11 protein-coding genes are annotated in these 15,494 nt (G+C 62.7%); 2 read left to right on the top strand and 9 right to left on the bottom strand.

The genetic code is table 11. From position 1 onward, the window contains the following. Positions 1–35 precede the first annotated feature (35 nt). The 3 genes from pstA to pstS form a co-directional block, all read right to left on the bottom strand. Positions 36–932 (bottom strand): phosphate ABC transporter permease PstA, encoded by an 897-nt coding sequence (pstA, locus tag HNO82_RS13740; protein WP_175344103.1) that lies wholly within the window; start codon positions 930–932, stop codon positions 36–38. Further along, on the bottom strand, positions 932–1,969 hold the full coding sequence (gene pstC, locus HNO82_RS13745; RefSeq protein WP_488926909.1) for a phosphate ABC transporter permease subunit PstC: 1,038 nt from the start codon (positions 1,967–1,969) through the stop codon (positions 932–934). Before pstC ends, pstA begins: the two co-directional genes overlap by 1 nt. Positions 1,970–2,109: 140 nt before the next feature. Further along, positions 2,110–3,159: a phosphate ABC transporter substrate-binding protein PstS gene (gene pstS, locus HNO82_RS13750; protein WP_175344104.1), complete on the bottom strand. Its 1,050-nt coding sequence runs from the start codon at positions 3,157–3,159 to the stop codon at positions 2,110–2,112. Positions 3,160–3,576: 417 nt separating this feature from the next. On the opposite strand from pstS, the gene ppk1 reads away from it, so the two are divergent. After that, a complete protein-coding gene (gene ppk1 / locus HNO82_RS13755) occupies positions 3,577–5,697 on the top strand; it encodes a polyphosphate kinase 1 (protein WP_175344105.1) in 2,121 nt (706 codons plus the stop codon). Between the two features lie 41 nt (positions 5,698–5,738). Then, positions 5,739–6,218, top strand: a complete 480-nt coding sequence (gene sixA, locus HNO82_RS13760) for a phosphohistidine phosphatase SixA (protein WP_008326603.1) — start codon at positions 5,739–5,741, stop codon at positions 6,216–6,218. Between the two features lie 133 nt (positions 6,219–6,351). Here sixA and HNO82_RS13765 read toward each other — a convergent pair whose 3' ends face one another. The 6 genes from HNO82_RS13765 to HNO82_RS13790 all read right to left on the bottom strand — a co-directional run bounded on the left by HNO82_RS13765 (position 6,352) and on the right by HNO82_RS13790 (position 15,494). Beyond that, positions 6,352–8,118 (bottom strand): methyl-accepting chemotaxis protein, encoded by a 1,767-nt coding sequence (locus HNO82_RS13765; protein WP_175344106.1) that lies wholly within the window; start codon positions 8,116–8,118, stop codon positions 6,352–6,354. A 391-nt stretch (positions 8,119–8,509) separates the two neighbouring features. Beyond that, positions 8,510–10,246: a methyl-accepting chemotaxis protein gene (locus HNO82_RS13770; RefSeq protein WP_175344107.1), complete on the bottom strand. Its 1,737-nt coding sequence runs from the start codon at positions 10,244–10,246 to the stop codon at positions 8,510–8,512. A gap of 319 nt (positions 10,247–10,565) precedes the next feature. Next, positions 10,566–12,503: a methyl-accepting chemotaxis protein gene (locus tag HNO82_RS13775; RefSeq protein ID WP_175344108.1), complete on the bottom strand. Its 1,938-nt coding sequence runs from the start codon at positions 12,501–12,503 to the stop codon at positions 10,566–10,568. 236 nt (positions 12,504–12,739) lie between these two features. Next, positions 12,740–13,789, bottom strand: coding sequence for a glycosyltransferase family 4 protein (locus tag HNO82_RS13780; protein WP_175344109.1), 1,050 nt, complete (start codon positions 13,787–13,789; stop codon positions 12,740–12,742). A 50-nt stretch (positions 13,790–13,839) separates the two neighbouring features. Further along, positions 13,840–14,730, bottom strand: coding sequence for a UDP-2,3-diacylglucosamine diphosphatase (locus tag HNO82_RS13785; protein WP_008326597.1), 891 nt, complete (start codon positions 14,728–14,730; stop codon positions 13,840–13,842). Beyond that, on the bottom strand, positions 14,727–15,494 hold the full coding sequence (locus HNO82_RS13790; RefSeq protein ID WP_175344110.1) for a GNAT family N-acetyltransferase: 768 nt from the start codon (positions 15,492–15,494) through the stop codon (positions 14,727–14,729). Before HNO82_RS13790 ends, HNO82_RS13785 begins: the two co-directional genes overlap by 4 nt.

The raw sequence follows: 15,494 nt of genomic DNA on the forward strand, positions 1-15,494 counted from the left end.
TTGATGAGCAGTAGTCATGTCGGTCACTTGGAGAATTAGCCGGGGATTTGTTGTTTGAACAGGGTGCGCGAGAGCACGTTGAGCAGCAGCACGCTGAAGGTGATCAGCAAGGCGCCGCCCCATGCCAGCGAGACCCAGTTGTCATACGGGCTCATGGCGAACTGGTTGATCACCACCGGCAGGTTGGCGATCGGACGGTTCATGTTGGTGCTGAAGAACTGGTTGTTCAGGGCGGTGAACAGCAGCGGAGCGGTCTCGCCCGAGATGCGCGCCACGGCCAGCAGCACACCGGTCACCACACCGGCCTTGACGGCGCGCAGGCGCACGATGATGGCCACCTTCCAGCGCGGCGCGCCCAGGGCGAAAGCCGCTTCGCGCAGGCCGCTGGGGACCAGCTTCAACATGTTGTCGGTGGTGCGCACCACCACCGGAATGGCAATCAGCGAGATGGCGAAGGTACCGGCCCAGCCCGAGAAGTGGTTCACGTTGGCCACGTAGATGGCGTAGATGAACAGACCGATGACGATCGACGGTGCCGACAACATGATGTCGGTGACGAAGCGGGTCACCTGGGCCAGCTTGCTTTCCTCACCGTATTCGGCCAGGTAGACACCGGCCAGGATACCGATGGGGGTGCTGATGAGGGTACTGATACCGACCATCATCAGCGAACCGACGATGGGGTTCAACAGGCCGCCGCCAGCATCGCCCGGACCGGGCGTGTTTTCGGTCAGCAGGCCCAGGTTCAGGGCGGCCACGCCCTTGAAGACCAGGGTCAGCAGGATCCAGGCCAGCACGAACAGGCCCAGGCCCATGGCCAGGAAGGAGAACAGCATGCCCATGCGATGCTGCAGCAGGCGGCGACGATAGACGGGATTGACGGCTTGCGCCTGATCGGCGCTCTTGACGCCGGCTTGTGCGGTCTGGCTCATTATTTGGCTCCTTCCTTGCGGGTCATGCCCATGAGCATGATCTTGGCAGCGGACAGAACGATGAAGGTGATGACGAACAGGATCAGGCCCAGCGCAAACAGCGAGGACACGTGCAGCTTGCTGGAGGCTTCGGCGATTTCATTGGCCAGGGTCGAGGCGATCGAGTTGCCGGCCGAGAACAGCGACCAGGACAGGCGGTGCGAGTTGCCGATCACGAAGGTGACCGCCATGGTCTCGCCCAGCGCACGACCCAGGCCCAGCATGACGCCGCCGACCACGCCGGTCTTGGTGTAGGGCAGCACCACCTTGCGCACCACTTCCCAGCGGGTGCAGCCCAGGCCATAGGCCGATTCCTTCAGCACGGCGGGCACGACTTCGAAGACGTCGCGCATCACCGACGAAATGAAGGGGATGATCATGACCGACAGGATCAGGCCGGCGGTGAGGATGCCGATGCCCATGGTGGGGCCCGAGAACAGCACACCAACGCCGGGGATCTGGCCCAGGGTGGACTTCAGGAAGGGCTGGCCGTATTCGGCAAAGAGCGGCGCAAACACGAACAGGCCCCACATGCCGTAGATGATGGAGGGCACGCCGGCCAGCAGTTCCACGCAGGTGCCCAGCGGGCGACGCAGCCTGGCGGGGCAGATTTCGGTCAGGAAGAGCGCGATACCGAAGCTGACCGGGAAGGCGATCAGCAGGGCGATGATCGAGGTCGACAGCGTGCCGACGATGGCGATCATGGCGCCGAATTCGTTGTTGGTCGGATCCCATTCGACACGCGTGATGAAGCCGGGTCCGAATGCCTGGAAGGCAGGCGCGGCGCCGATGATGAGGGAAACGATGATCCCGCCCAGCATCAGCAGCACGGACAGGGCGAAGATCAGGGTGATCTTGTGGAAAAGGAAGTCCTGCAGTCGCTGGCGGCGCATGACGGCCATCAACTTCTCGCGCGCGGCTTGCGCACTTTCAGTCTCTGTCGGGGATTTTTTGACTTCGGTGTTCGACATTGCCGTGGTGGAATAATTAGCGCTCATTTGAATTCACCATTAAAACGGGCCATCGCCGCGAATGCTCTGTTGTCCAGAGTTGCTCGTTTTCGCTGCGATGACCCGAATACTCCGTGGGGAGAGGCTTGATTGGCCGGGCCCTCAAGCCCGGCACGGCTTGGCCGGAATTACCAGATGGCCTTGCCGCTGCTGTCCTTCAAGTTGCTCTTCCAGGACTCTTCCACCAGCTTGGTGACCGATTCCGGCAGGGGCACGTAGTCCAGTTCGGAAGCAGTCTTGCCACCGTTCTTGTAGGCCCAGTCGAAGAACTTCAGGACTTCCTTGCCCTTGGCGCCATCGCCATCCTGTTGCTTGTGCAGCAGGATGAAGGTGGCGCTGGAGATCGGCCAGGAATCCTTGCCGGCAGCGTCGGTGAAATCAACGGCGAAGCCAGGGGTCTTGGCCCAGTCACCGTGGGCGGTAGCAGCCTTGAAGGAGGTGTCGTCCGGGGAGACGAAGTGACCATCCTTGTTCTTGAGCTGGGTGTAGTTCAGCTTGTTCTTCTTGACGTAGGCGTACTCGACGTAGCCGATCGCGCCCTTGACCTTCTGCACGTTGGCGGCAACGCCTTCGTTACCCTTGCCACCCACGCCGGTGGGCCACTTCACGGCAGTACCGGCGCCGATCTTGCTCTTGAAGTCGGCGTTGGCCTTGGACAGGTAGGAGGTGAACACGTAGGAAGTGCCCGAAGCGTCCGAACGGTAGACGACGGTGATGTCTTCAGCCGGCAACTTCACGCCCGGGTTCAGGGCGGTGATTTCCGGTGCATTCCACTTGGTGATCTTGCCGGCGTAGATATCGCCCAGGACCTGGCCCGACAGCTTGATCTGGCCGGGAGTCACGCCGTCCAGGTTGACCACGGGGACCACGCCACCCACCACGGCGGGGAACTGGGTCAGGCCGGCTTGAGCCAGTTCAGTTTGCGGCAGCGGGGCATCGGAAGCGCCGAAATCGACGGTCTTGGCCTTGATCTGCTTGATACCGCCGCCAGAGCCGATGGACTGGTAGTTCAGGCTGTTGCCGGTGGCGGCCTTGTACTGCTCGGCCCACTTGGCGTAGACCGGGTACGGGAAGGAGGCGCCAGCGCCAGTGATTTCTGCTGCATGCACTGCACCGCTGAAGGCGAACGCGCCAGCTACTGCGATTGCAACAGACTTGATCAGATGGTTAAACCCCATTTCTGCTACTCCTATGATTTTGAAGAGAGGATAGTCACCGAGAAACATCACATCGAGAGGGATGACTTTCGAGACAGGGCGAACTTTAACCAGCTATTGTGACGAGTTTATGACCCGAACTTGTCATCCAGATCAGATCGCAGCAGGTCGATAACTATCAGAAAGATCACTTCAGGCGAACTCGGGCAAGCGCCCGAAAACCCAGTTTGCCAGGCGCCATGCGGCTTTCCTGACAGTTTGATGTCCTGCCCCAGGGCGGGCAGCAGGCAGGGTTGCCGTCTGACAAATATGATTTTGTCATCATATTGAGATGGATTTATACTGGGAAAGTGTGACAAGGCCTCTCAGGTGTTGTCATAAACTCGTCATACCTCCTAAATACACTGCCCGCTCAAAGTGGATGGACAGGGACCATTGATGACCAGAAAAGCAAAGCCGGAAAGCAGTACCCAACCTGAACTTCCTGCCAATACGATTTACCTCAACCGTGAACTGTCGCAGCTGGCCTTCAACCGCCGCGTATTGGCCCAGGCCGAAGACGACAGCGTGCCGCTGCTGGAGCGCCTGCGCTATCTGTGCATTTGCAGCAGCAATCTCGATGAATTCTTTGAAGTGCGCATCGCCAGCCTGCTGGCCAATCGCATCGAGGGCGAAAACATCGATCCGCCCGAACTGCGCGCCGCACTGGAACGTACCAGCGCAGAATGCCACCGCATCGTCACGCGCCAATATGAACTCTTGAACGATGAGATCCTGCCGCAGCTGGCCGCCAATGGCATCCACCTGCTGCGCCATGACGACCGCAATGATGCCCAGCGCGCCTGGGTGAAGCACTATTTCGAACAGCACGTGCGCCCGCTGTTGACCCCCATCGGGCTCGATCCGGCGCACCCCTTCCCGCAGGTGCACAACAAGAGCCTCAATTTCATCATCGAGCTCTCCGGCAAGGATGCCTTCGGACGCGGCACGGCGGTGGTCATCGTCAAGGCACCGCGTGTGCTGCCGCGCGTGATCAAGCTGCCGGACCATCTGTCGGCCAAGGGGCAGTCGTCGTTCTGCCTGCTGTCCTCGGTGATCCATGCGCATATTGCGGACCTCTTCCCGGGCCGCGACATCACCGCCTATTCGCAATTCCGCGTCACCCGCAACAGCGACCTGTGGGTCGATGAAGAAGAGGTCAAGAACCTGCGCCAGGCGCTGGAGACCGAATTGCAAAGTCGCCAGTTCGGCGTGGCGGTACGCCTGGAAGTGGCGGCCAATTGCCCGGAACACCTGGCGCAGTTCCTGCTGAACCAGTTCAACATCGAGCGCAACCGTCTCTATGCGGTGCAGGGTCCGGTGAACATGGTGCGCCTGGGTGAGATCGCCAATCTGGTGAACCAGCCGGAGCTGCGCTTCCCGCCCTTCTCCCCCACCCTGCCGCCGCAGCTGGCCAATGAAAACATCTTCGCCGCGCTGGACAAGAAGGACGTGCTGCTGCACCACCCCTTCCAGTCCTTCCAGCCGGTGGTGGACTTCATCCGCACGGCTGCGCATGATCCACGGGTGCTGGCCATCAAGCAGACCATCTACCGCACCGGCATGAACTCGGACCTGATGGAAGCCCTGATCTACGCCGCCCAACACGGCAAGGAAGTGACGGTGATCGTGGAGCTGATGGCGCGCTTCGACGAGGAAGCCAACATCAACTGGGCGGTGAAGCTGGAGCAGGCCGGCGCCCAGGTCGTCTACGGCGTGGTCGGTCTGAAGACCCACGCCAAGCTGGCGCTGGTGATCCGCCGTGGCGAGGACCAGAACCTGCGTTTCTATGCGCACCTGGGCACGGGCAACTATCACCCCAACACCACCAAGTTCTACACCGACTTTGGCCTCTTGACCTCCAACCAGGAGCTCACGGCCGAGGTCAACGAAGTCTTCATCCATCTCACCAGCCTGACCAAGCCGCGCAATCTCGTGCACCTGTGGCTGGCGCCGTTCTCGCTGCAGAAGGAAATCATCCGTGCCATCCGCAACGAGAGCCAGATCGCCCGCGAGGGACGACCTGCCCGCATCATTGCCAAGATGAATGCGCTGCTGGATGAATCCGTGATCCGCGCGCTCTATGCGGCCTCGGCCGACGGCGTCAAGATCGACCTGATCGTGCGTGGCGCCTGCGCGCTGCGTCCGGGCGTGCCGGGGCTGTCGGAAAACATCAAGGTGCGTTCCGTCATCGGGCGCTATCTGGAACACTCGCGTATCTATTACTTCCGCAACGACCTCAAGCACGATGTCTACCTGGCCAGCGCGGACTGGATGAACCGCAATCTGTTCCGCCGCATCGAAGTCGCCTTCCCGGTGCTGGACAAGGTCCTCAAGAAGCGCGTGATCAACGAAGGACTCAATCCCTACCTGAAGGACAACACCCACGCCTGGCACCTTGACGTCAACGGTGTCTACACCCTCAAGAAAGCGCGCAACAAGCAGCAGTGTTTCAACGCCCAGCAGCACCTGATGACCACGCTGGGCATTCCGGCGACACCACCGGAAGAACCTGTGTGATGCTGCCGGTGGCCGCCTGCTGATTTCCTCAAGGAGCTGAGATGGACCTGATTCTGTGGCGTCATGCCGAGGCCGAGCTGGGTGAGCCCGACGAGGGCCGCGCCCTGACCCCCAAGGGTCACAAGCAGGCCGCCAAGATGGCCGAATGGCTGGACCGCAACCTGCCCGAAAGCTGCCGCATCCTGGTCAGTCCGGCCACGCGTACCCTGCAGACGGTGGAAGCCTTGAAGCGCAAGTACAAGGTGGTGGCCGACCTGGCCCCCAACATGAGCGCCGACGACCTGCTGCGCGCGGCCAACTGGCCCGACAGCCGCGAACCGGTGCTCATCGTGGGCCACCAGCCGACGCTGGGACAGGTGGCCGCGCGCCTGATCTCGGGCCAGCCACAGGAGTGGTCCCTGCGCAAGGGCAATGTATGGTGGATCGCCCAGCGCGAGCGTGGAGATATCACCACCAACTATCTCAAGGCCGTGGTCGCACCCGAATTGCTGAACAGTCCCGGCAAGCATCCTCCCCGTTGAAAGCCGCATCGGATGGCTGGATCAAGCCGCCATAGCCCCAAAGTGAACAAAAAAATCGCCGCACCCCGTCCAGGCGGGCTGCGGCGATGCTTCATGCAGAGAGGTGAAGTGAATTGCAAAAAAACGGACGGCCTCAGAAGGTTTCCCAGTCGCCGTCATCGCCCCCGCTCGGGGCGCGTGAGGCTGGTTTGGCCTTGTTGTCCGCAACCGGCGGCAAGGCCGCCCGCTTGAGCACCGGGGCGACCTTGGGCGGCGCCGACGACGCCGATGCCGGTGCTGCAGGCTTGACTGGCGTGGCGACCGGCTTGGGCGCCGGGCGCTGTGCCTGGACCGGGGGCCGCACAGTTGCCGTCTCGCCCTGCCCCACACGGAAGATCGCCACTTCCTGCATCAGCGCCTGAGCCTGTTGTTCCAGCGACTTGGCGGCGGCACTGGCCTGTTCCACCAGGGCAGCATTCTGCTGGGTCGCTTCATCCATCTGCGTGACCGCCCGCGAGACCTGATCGATGCCGGCGCTCTGCTCGTTGGAGGCTGCCGAGATCTCGCTCATGATGTCGGTCACGCGCTGCACCGCCTGGATCACGTCGTTCATGGTGTCGCCGGCCTGGCCGACCAGCTCGGAGCCCGCCTGTACGCGCTCCACCGAGTGCATGATCAGTTCCTTGATTTCCTTGGCGGCGCTGGAGGAGCGCTGCGCCAGCGCGCGCACCTCGGTGGCCACCACGGCAAAACCGCGCCCCTGCTCACCGGCGCGCGCGGCTTCCACCGCCGCATTGAGGGCCAGGATATTGGTCTGGAAGGCGATGCCGTCGATGATGCTGACGATGTCGGTGATGCGTGCCGAACTCTCGCGGATCTCTTCCATGGTCTGCACCACGCGGCCCACCACGGTATTGCCGTCGGCGGCGATGGTGGAAGCATTGACTGCCAGTGTGGTGGCCTGGCGGGCATTGTCGGCGTTGTGCTTCACGGTACTGGTCAGCTCTTCCATGCTGGAAGCGGTTTCCTCCAGCGCGGCGGCCTGCTGCTCGGTACGCGCGGACAGGTCCAGGTTGCCCGAGGCGATCTCGCGGGTGGCCGTGGCAATCGCATCGCTGCCGCCGCGCACGGCGTGCACGGTACGCGTGAGGCTCTCCTGCATGCGTGAGAGCCCTTGCAGCAACTGCCCCATTTCATTCTTCGAATGCACATGCACCGGCTGGGTCAGGTCGCCGCCGGCAATGGCATCGAAGTGATGCAATGCGCGCTGCATCGGCTCGCCGATGGCACGACGCAGCGACCACCAGCTGAAGAAAGCCAGCAGCAGACCGGCGACGATGGCCACGATGGAGAACAGGCGCGAGGCTTCGAAGCGCGCCATGGTCGATTCCACGCTCTGGGCCGCCTGCTCGGTCTCATACTTGCTCAGGGCCTGGCCGTCGAGCTGCATGACGGTATAGATGGTGCCGACCTTGCGCGCCTGGTCGGCGATGGCCTGGCGGTCACCGCCCTTGATCACCTCGGCGAAGCGGGCCAGTTCCTGCTCCGTCTTCTCGATGCCGTCGGAGACCTTCTTGACCAGGGCCTTGCCGTCTTCGGTCTGGGGCAGCGCGGTGTACTTGCCCCACCACTGCTGGGCTTCCTTTCGCGCATTGGCATCCATGCCCATCATGCGCTCGGCCCAGGCGGGGTCATTGGTCATGGCGGCCTGGTCCAGCGAGGTACGCTGGCGGCCGATCCAGATCAGGGTATTGTCGGCGGCAACGGTCTTGGGAATGCGTTCTTCGGAAAGCTGGCGGTTGATGCTCACGGCCGCAGACATGCCCAGCTGGCCCGACAGGCCCAGCGCCAGCAGCAGGAGGGAAAGCACAAGGACGGCAATGGCAAGCTGCGCCTTGATCGAGAGGTTCTTGAGGGACATGGACTGGTTCCGGTGGATGAAGGGAAAGATGCCGTTCTGCGGATCCCCGGGGGCAGCGGGCTGCGCGCAACTGGCGTGATCGTCGCAGGGCCTGTGTGGCCACTTGCGCGACGTCGCGCTCTTTCCCCCCGGTGCTGCAGTTGACCGCCCGCCCCTTGCCGGAACGATCCGTCTGCAACGTTTGATATAGCTTTACGGCAACTTCGCAATTATCTTGAATTCTCACGAAACGTGCTTGCCACCCGCTGAAAATAAAAAAGCGCCGCCACCTTCACGGGTAGCGGCGCTTGCACGCTGAGCTGCATTGCTGTTGATTTTTTGTTGATTGACGGTTCACTGAAGTTACATCATGAATTCACCGACCAATACAGTCGGACCACCGCACAGCCGATCAGAATTCCTCGAAATCATCATCCCGCGTCACGGCGGCAGGCTTGCGTTTGGCCGCGCTCGCCGCAGCCGGCAGAGCAGCCACCGGCGGACTCTTCGCCGCGCTCACCGCCGCTGCCGGGTTGATGGTGCGTGTCGCTGGCGGACCGCTCATGGTCGGTACGAACGCCGACTTCTGCGGTGGCACCTGCTGCGCCGTCTTCAGCCTGAACACGCCCACCGCACGGGCCAGCACATCGGATTGCTCCTGCAGACTTTCGGCGGCGGCGGCGGCCTGCTCGACCAGGGCGGCATTCTGCTGGGTGATCTCGTCGATCTGGGCAATGGCGTTGTTGACCTCGGCGATGCCGGCACTCTGCTCCTGGCTGGCGGCCGTGATCTCGCCCATGATGTCGGCCACGTGCTTGACCGAGGCCACGATCTCGCTCATGGTGGCGCCGGCTTCGTCGACCAGCTTGCCGCCGGCATCGACCTTGTCCACCGAGTCACTGATGAGTTGTTTGATTTCCTTGGCGGCGGCGGCACTGCGCTGGGCCAGCCCGCGCACTTCGGAGGCCACCACCGCAAAACCGCGGCCCTGCTCGCCCGCCCGCGCGGCTTCGACGGCGGCATTCAAGGCCAGGATGTTGGTCTGGAAGGCGATGCCATCGATGACACCGATGATGTCGACGATCTTGCCCGAGCTTTCCTTGATCGATCCCATGGTGGCCACCACATCGCCCACCACGCGGCCGCCCTTGGTGGCGTAGTCCGAGGCCGACAGCACCAGCTGGTTGGCCTGCTGCGCGTTGGCGGCGTTCTGCTGCACGGTGGAGGTGAGCTGCTCCATCGAGCTGGCGGTCTCTTCCAGGCTGGAGGCCTGCGACTCGGTGCGGTTGGAAAGATCGACGTTGCCGCGCGCGATTTCATGCGAAGCCACGGCGATGACGGCTGCGCTTTCCTTGACCTCGTTGAGCGTGCTGGCCAGATTGCCCTGCATGGCATCCAGGGCATTGACCAGTTGCGCGGCTTCATCGCGGCCCCGGTCGTGGAAGTCGTGACTCAGGTCGCCACGGGAAATCGTTTCCGCAATCTGTCCGGCACGCTTGAGCGGATTGACGATGGAGCGCGTGATGACGAAGGTGAGGAAGAAACCCAGCGCCAGCGTCAGCCCTCCCATGGCCAGCATGCCGATCTGGGCCTTGCGATAGCTGTCCTTGGCCTCGGCGTGGGCCTGCTTCATGTCCTCCTGCTGGAACGCGGCCAGCGCGGCCACGCTGGCCATCCACTTGTCGTGGGCAGGCAGGAAATCACTCTTCAACTGCTGGGCGGCATCGAAGTAATTGTTGCTGGCCACCTGCTGGCGGATCTGCTCGACCAGCGGGAACAGCTTCTTGCTCTGATCATTGGTGGCCGCCAGCAATGACTTGCCCTGCCCCTCGGTAGAGAGCGCGGTGATCTGCTGTTCATAACCGGCATAGGCCTTCAGAATCTGCCCCAGGTGGGCATCCTCGGCCTTGCCCTCGGCGGCGTCGGTGGGCGTGACCACCTTGCGCAGAGCCAGGGCCAGCTGGCTGCCGGCCTCGCGCATGTTCATGGCGGCGGTCATGGCGCTGACCTTCTGGTCAATCACGTATTCGCTGCTGTTTTCCAGCTCGGCCATGCGCCACAGACCGATCAGCAGGATGGCGGTGGCCAGCAGCAGGATGAGGCAGAAGCCGAAGGCCAGGCGACTGCCGATCTTGAGATGTTGGATCATGGATGCTCTCTTCCTGGTAACGCAAACGTCGACAATGCTGCAGATGTCGGCACGGGCACAGAGGCACCGCGCACGTTGCTCTTTTTAATTGCGTGTTCTTGCGCTCACGCAGGAGCATGATTCATGCCTGCCCTGCCGCATACGGCGGAGCAGGCATGGTCCCTCATGGTCTTTTTGTCATGGACGCGGCAACAGGCGCACGCGAGCGTGGCGCATCTTAGAAGAGGCGCTGGTCGGCATGCCAATGCTTTGTGAGCATGTCGGCATGTTTGTTTTGCATAGTTAAAGAAAATACCAGAGAACCCTTGTCTTCAGCCGATCATGCCCCTTCGGTGCGGAACACCGCCACCGCCTCGCGCAGCACCTCGGCCTGTTGCTGCAGGCTTTCCGAAGCGGCCGCAGCCTGCTCCACCAGGGCGGCATTCTGCTGGGTAATGGCTTCCATCTGGGCGATGGCATCGGAGATCTGGGTGATCCCGTTGCTCTGCTCCTGGCTGGCCTGGGTGATCTCGCTCATGATGCCTGCCACCTGCCGCACCGATCCGACGATATCGCCCATGGTGGCACCGGCCTGGTCGACCAGTCGGCCACCGGCATCGACCTTCTGAACCGAATCACCGATGAGTTCCTTGATTTCCTTGGCGGCGGCCGCACTGCGTTGCGCCAGCGAGCGGACTTCGGAGGCCACCACCGCAAAACCGCGGCCCTGCTCACCGGCGCGGGCCGCTTCCACTGCGGCGTTGAGCGCGAGGATATTGGTCTGGAAGGCAATGCCGTCGATCACGCCGATGATCTCGACGATGCGCCGCGAACTCTCCCGGATCTGCGTCATGGTGGTGACCACACCATCGACCACGACACCGCCCTGCTCGGCCAGTCGTGCGGCGGAACCGGCCAGCTGATCGGCCTGGCGGGCGTTCTCGGCATTGTTCTGGACTGTCGAGGTGAGCTGCTCCATGGCGCTGGCGGTTTCCTCCAGGTTGGAGGCCTGGGCTTCGGTCCGGCGCGAGAGATCGGCATTGCCCAGGGCGATCTCGCCGCTGGCATGCTGCATCAGCTCAACACTGCTGCGCACCTGCATGACGATGCCGCCCAGACTGCGGGTCATGGCATTGAGCGAGCCCAGCAATTGCGCCGATTCGTCGCGGCCCTGCACCGGGCTGCGAGCGGTCAGGTCGTAACTGGCCACCCGCCCGGCCAGCGCCACCGAGGCTTGCAGCGGCCGGGTGACCGAGCGTGTGATCAGCACGCCCAGCCAGGCCGCCAGCAACGCCAGCAGGAGGATGGCGGCCAGCACCGTGAGTTGCTCGCGGCGCAGGGCAGCGTTCTGTTGGTCCAGCCGGGTCGCCAGCACTGCCGTGACCTCCGCGATGGTCTTGAATTGCACGTCGATGGCCTGGGTAAAGCGCTGGAAATACGTCTGCGCGTCATAGCCCGGCTCCTGCGGCAGCAGTACCTGCTCGCGCGCCAGCTTGATGACCTCCTGGCCCAGCTGGCCGGCGCTGGCCATGCTGCTGCCCAGTTGCGCCTCCAGTGACGGGCTGGCGATGACGGCTTTGGCGAAGGCCTTGCGGGCCATGTCCAGGCGATCCTGGGCGCGCTCCAGCAGGGCCACCAGTTCCAGACGGTCCTCGCGACGGACTTCCTTCTTCAGCAACAGGGTGGCGCCGCGCGCACGGGCGCGGCCCAGATCCTCGGTCACGCCCGGCATGGCGATGAAGGCCGCATTGATGAGCTGGGTACTGTCGAAATCAGGATCGACGGTGTAGCGATAATGATCGAGCATGCGATCGTTGAGATCGAACAAGGCCATGATCACTGCGCTATGGGCGGCAAAACTGCGGGGCGCCGTCAGTTGCCGGGCGGCCACCGCATCGCGCACCTTGACCCAGGCATCGCGCTGCGCCATGAACAGCGTCACGGCTGCCGGATCGGACTGCTGCAAGCCCTGCAGGTCCGGCAACAGCGCCTGCAGGGCCTGGTCGACTTCCCCTGCCTTGGCCTGGCGCGCCGCTTCGGTCTGCTGCGCACCGTTGAGCACTACGGCGGACATGCCGCGATGCTGCTGCAGCAGTTGCAGGCTGCGCAACAGGCGCTGGATGGGCTGTACACCCGCGATCTCTTCCTGCTTGAAGCGAATCACCCGTTCGCTGCTCTGTAGATACAAAGCGGTGGGCACGCCAAAGAGCAACATGCCCAGACCGCCCAGCAAGGCAAACTTCTGCCACAGTTTCAGATTGGCAAGCAATGTCCTCATATCCCCCTCCTGTTCGTTTGTTTTCGTCTGCTCGATGCCTCGGCGTCGTCACTGTAAATCCACCCGTACACGTGACTTTTGAGGTCGAGCAAAAACCGTTCCAACGATGCGAAGCATGCGCTGCCGGTTGGCCAGCGACGACGCCGGACGGCAGGAAAACGCAGGACAAAAAAGGAGAAGATCAGGAGTCCACAGCACACGCAACCGCCCTCGGGCAGCCGCGTCTGCGCCAGGGATCAGCGGCTCTCGCGCAGCGGCTTGATGGTGGCGGCCTGGTCCGGCGCACTGCGGTGCGCCAGGTGCAGATGCTGCAGGAACTGTTGGGTCGCGGACTCCCAGGAGCGCGTCGCCGCATGGGCGCGCACGGCTTCATGGTCCAGCTTCAGGGCTTGCAGGCAGGCTTGATGGAGATCGTGGCGCAGCACACCGGAGACACCGTTGTCGACCACATCGATGGGCCCTTCGACCGGATAGGCCGCCACCGGGATGCCACAGGCCATGGCTTCCAGCAGCACCAGGCCGAAGGTATCGGTCTTGCTGGGGAAGACGAAGACGTCCGCACAGTTGTAATAGGCCGGCAATTCATCATGCCCCTTGGCGCCCAGGAAGCGCACTTCCGGATAGCGTGCCGTCAGGTCTTCCAGTTGCGGGCCGTCGCCGACCACCCACTTGGTGCCGGGCAGGTCCAGCTTGAGGAAGGCTTCGATATTCTTTTCCACCGCCACCCGGCCGACGTACAGGAACAGCGGGCGTTCGATGCAGGCATGGTCTTCCGAGGCCGGACGGAAGTGGCTGGTATCCACGCCCCGCCCCCACAGGACAACGTTGCGGAAACCCTCTTCTTCCAGCGCCGTCTTCATGGCCGGAGTCGGCACCATGATGGCTTCGGAACGGCCATGGAACCAGCGCAACAGGCCATAGGTGATGGCCTTGGGCAGCAGCTTGCGCGCGGCCAGATATTCCGGGAAGCGGGTGTGATAGGCGGTGGTGAAACTGAGCTTGTGGCGCAGGCAGTAACGACGTGCCGCCAGTCCCATCGGCCCTTCGGTGGCAATGTGGATGCAGTCCGGCTGGAAGGATTCGAGCGCTGCCGCGATGCGGGCATAGGGCTTGTAGGCCAGGCGGATTTCCGGGTAGGTCGGGCAGGCGAAGGTGCGGAAGTCGCGCGGCGAGAGCAGCAGCACTTCATGGCCGAAACCGCGCAGGCAGCGCACGGTGGAGCGCAAGGTGTTGACGACGCCGTTGACTTGCGGCTCTCCGGCGTCGCTGATGATGGCAATGCGCATAAACTATATAAACAATATAAACGATATGATTCGCGATGAACCGACCAACCTCAGGCGGTGGCCAGTTCGCGTGCGGCCTGGCGCGCTTCCTTGCCAGCGCGTTTCTTCTGCATGATTTCCTGCCAGGTCACCAGACGCAGTTCGCCGTTCGGCTCTTCCACCAGGGCCGACAGGCTCTCCACCCAGTCACCATCGTTGCAGTAGACCACACCGCCGATGTCGCGGATCTCGGGCTTGTGGATGTGGCCACAGATGACGCCATCCAGTCCCTTCTTCTTGGCCTCGTCGGCCAGTGCGTCTTCGAAGGAGGTGATGTAGTTCACCGCATTCTTGACCTTGGATTTGAGGTACTGCGAGAGCGACCAGTACGGCAGCCCGGCACGGGCACGCCAGCTGTTGAACCACTGGTTGAACTTGAGGATCATGGTGTAGAGGCTGTCGCCCACATAGGCCAGCCACTTGGCGCAGGCGATCACGCCATCGAAGCGGTCACCATGCAGCACCAGCATGCGCTTGCCTTCGGCGGTCACGTGCACCAGTTCGTCGCGGATCTTGATGCCGCCGAAATCGAGGTCGATGAACTGACGGATCACTTCGTCGTGGTTGCCGGGGACGAAGATGACATTGGTGCCCTTCTTGGCTTTCTTCAACACGGTCTGCACCACGTTGTTGTGGGACTGGTCCCAGTACCAGCGGCGCTTGAGTTGCCAGCCGTCGATGATGTCGCCCACGAGATAGAGCGTCTCGGATTCGGTGGCGCGCAGGAATTCCAGCAGGCGCTCGGCCTGGCAGCCGGTGGTGCCCAGGTGGATGTCGGAAATCCAGATGGTGCGAAAGCGCAGCGGATCGCGCTTGGCTTCGTCATCACCGGCGTCTTGGTCGGGACCCAGGTCGGCGAACAGCCCCTGGGCTTTTTCCATGAACTGTTCGCGTGGCTTCATGCGGTCCTCGAATCCTTGAGGTAGTGGCGGGCATAGCGGCTGTCGAGCTTGGAGAGCGGCAGCAGCAGGAAGAAATCGGCCGAGTGGAAATCAGGATCCCAGGCCGGTTCGCCGCACACCCAGGCACCGCTGCGCAGGTAGCCGCGCAGCAGCGGCGGGATCTGCGGTTCGACGCCGGCCTGGCGGTCTTCCAGCGGGAAGGGCAACAGCGGCGTGACGCGATAGTCCGGCGGGGCCAGGTTCTTCTCGCGGAAAGCGTGGTAGAGCGCAGCAGCATTGTGGCCACCATCGGCCAGGCTCACGCTGGCGCAACCCATCAGGTATTCGCAGCGTTCCTTGCGCATGTAGGCGGCAATGCCCGCCCACAGCATCATGATGACGCCGCCGCTGCGGTAGTCCGGGTGGATGCAGGCACGGCCGGCTTCGGCGATGACGCCGCGGATGTTGTCCAGGCGCGAGAGATCGAATTCCTGTTCCGAGTAGAACTTGCCCATGCGGCGCGCACCGTGCGGGCTCAACACGCGATAGGTGCCGACCACCGAAAGGGTCTTGCTGTCGCGCACGATCAGGTGATCGCAGTAGTCGTCGAACTCATCCTTGTCCAGGCCTTCCGGGTTGGCCAGGGCCGACAGGTTCATCGCTTCGATGAAGACCTTGTAGCGCAGGCGCTGTACTTCGCGCACTTCTTCCGGGGTGCTCGCCAGGCTCAGATTGAGCTTGGCAAAACTCGGATTGGCATCGGCAGGAATGGTAAGCAGTCTCAT

This window comes from Herbaspirillum sp. C9C3, assembly GCF_013359625.1.
Lineage (GTDB): Bacteria > Pseudomonadota > Gammaproteobacteria > Burkholderiales > Burkholderiaceae_D > Herbaspirillum.

Coding starts and splice junctions, on each gene's coding strand:
- pstA (WP_175344103.1), bottom strand. CDS start 932: ATGAGCCAGACCGCACAAGCCGGCGTCAAGAGCGCCGATCAGGCGCAA.
- pstC (WP_488926909.1), bottom strand. CDS start 1,969: ATGAGCGCTAATTATTCCACCACGGCAATGTCGAACACCGAAGTCAAA.
- pstS (WP_175344104.1), bottom strand. CDS start 3,159: ATGGGGTTTAACCATCTGATCAAGTCTGTTGCAATCGCAGTAGCTGGC.
- ppk1 (WP_175344105.1), top strand. CDS start 3,577: ATGACCAGAAAAGCAAAGCCGGAAAGCAGTACCCAACCTGAACTTCCT.
- sixA (WP_008326603.1), top strand. CDS start 5,739: ATGGACCTGATTCTGTGGCGTCATGCCGAGGCCGAGCTGGGTGAGCCC.
- HNO82_RS13765 (WP_175344106.1), bottom strand. CDS start 8,118: ATGTCCCTCAAGAACCTCTCGATCAAGGCGCAGCTTGCCATTGCCGTC.
- HNO82_RS13770 (WP_175344107.1), bottom strand. CDS start 10,246: ATGATCCAACATCTCAAGATCGGCAGTCGCCTGGCCTTCGGCTTCTGC.
- HNO82_RS13775 (WP_175344108.1), bottom strand. CDS start 12,503: ATGAGGACATTGCTTGCCAATCTGAAACTGTGGCAGAAGTTTGCCTTG.
- HNO82_RS13780 (WP_175344109.1), bottom strand. CDS start 13,789: ATGCGCATTGCCATCATCAGCGACGCCGGAGAGCCGCAAGTCAACGGC.
- HNO82_RS13785 (WP_008326597.1), bottom strand. CDS start 14,730: ATGAAGCCACGCGAACAGTTCATGGAAAAAGCCCAGGGGCTGTTCGCC.
- HNO82_RS13790 (WP_175344110.1), bottom strand. CDS start 15,494: ATGAGACTGCTTACCATTCCTGCCGATGCCAATCCGAGTTTTGCCAAG.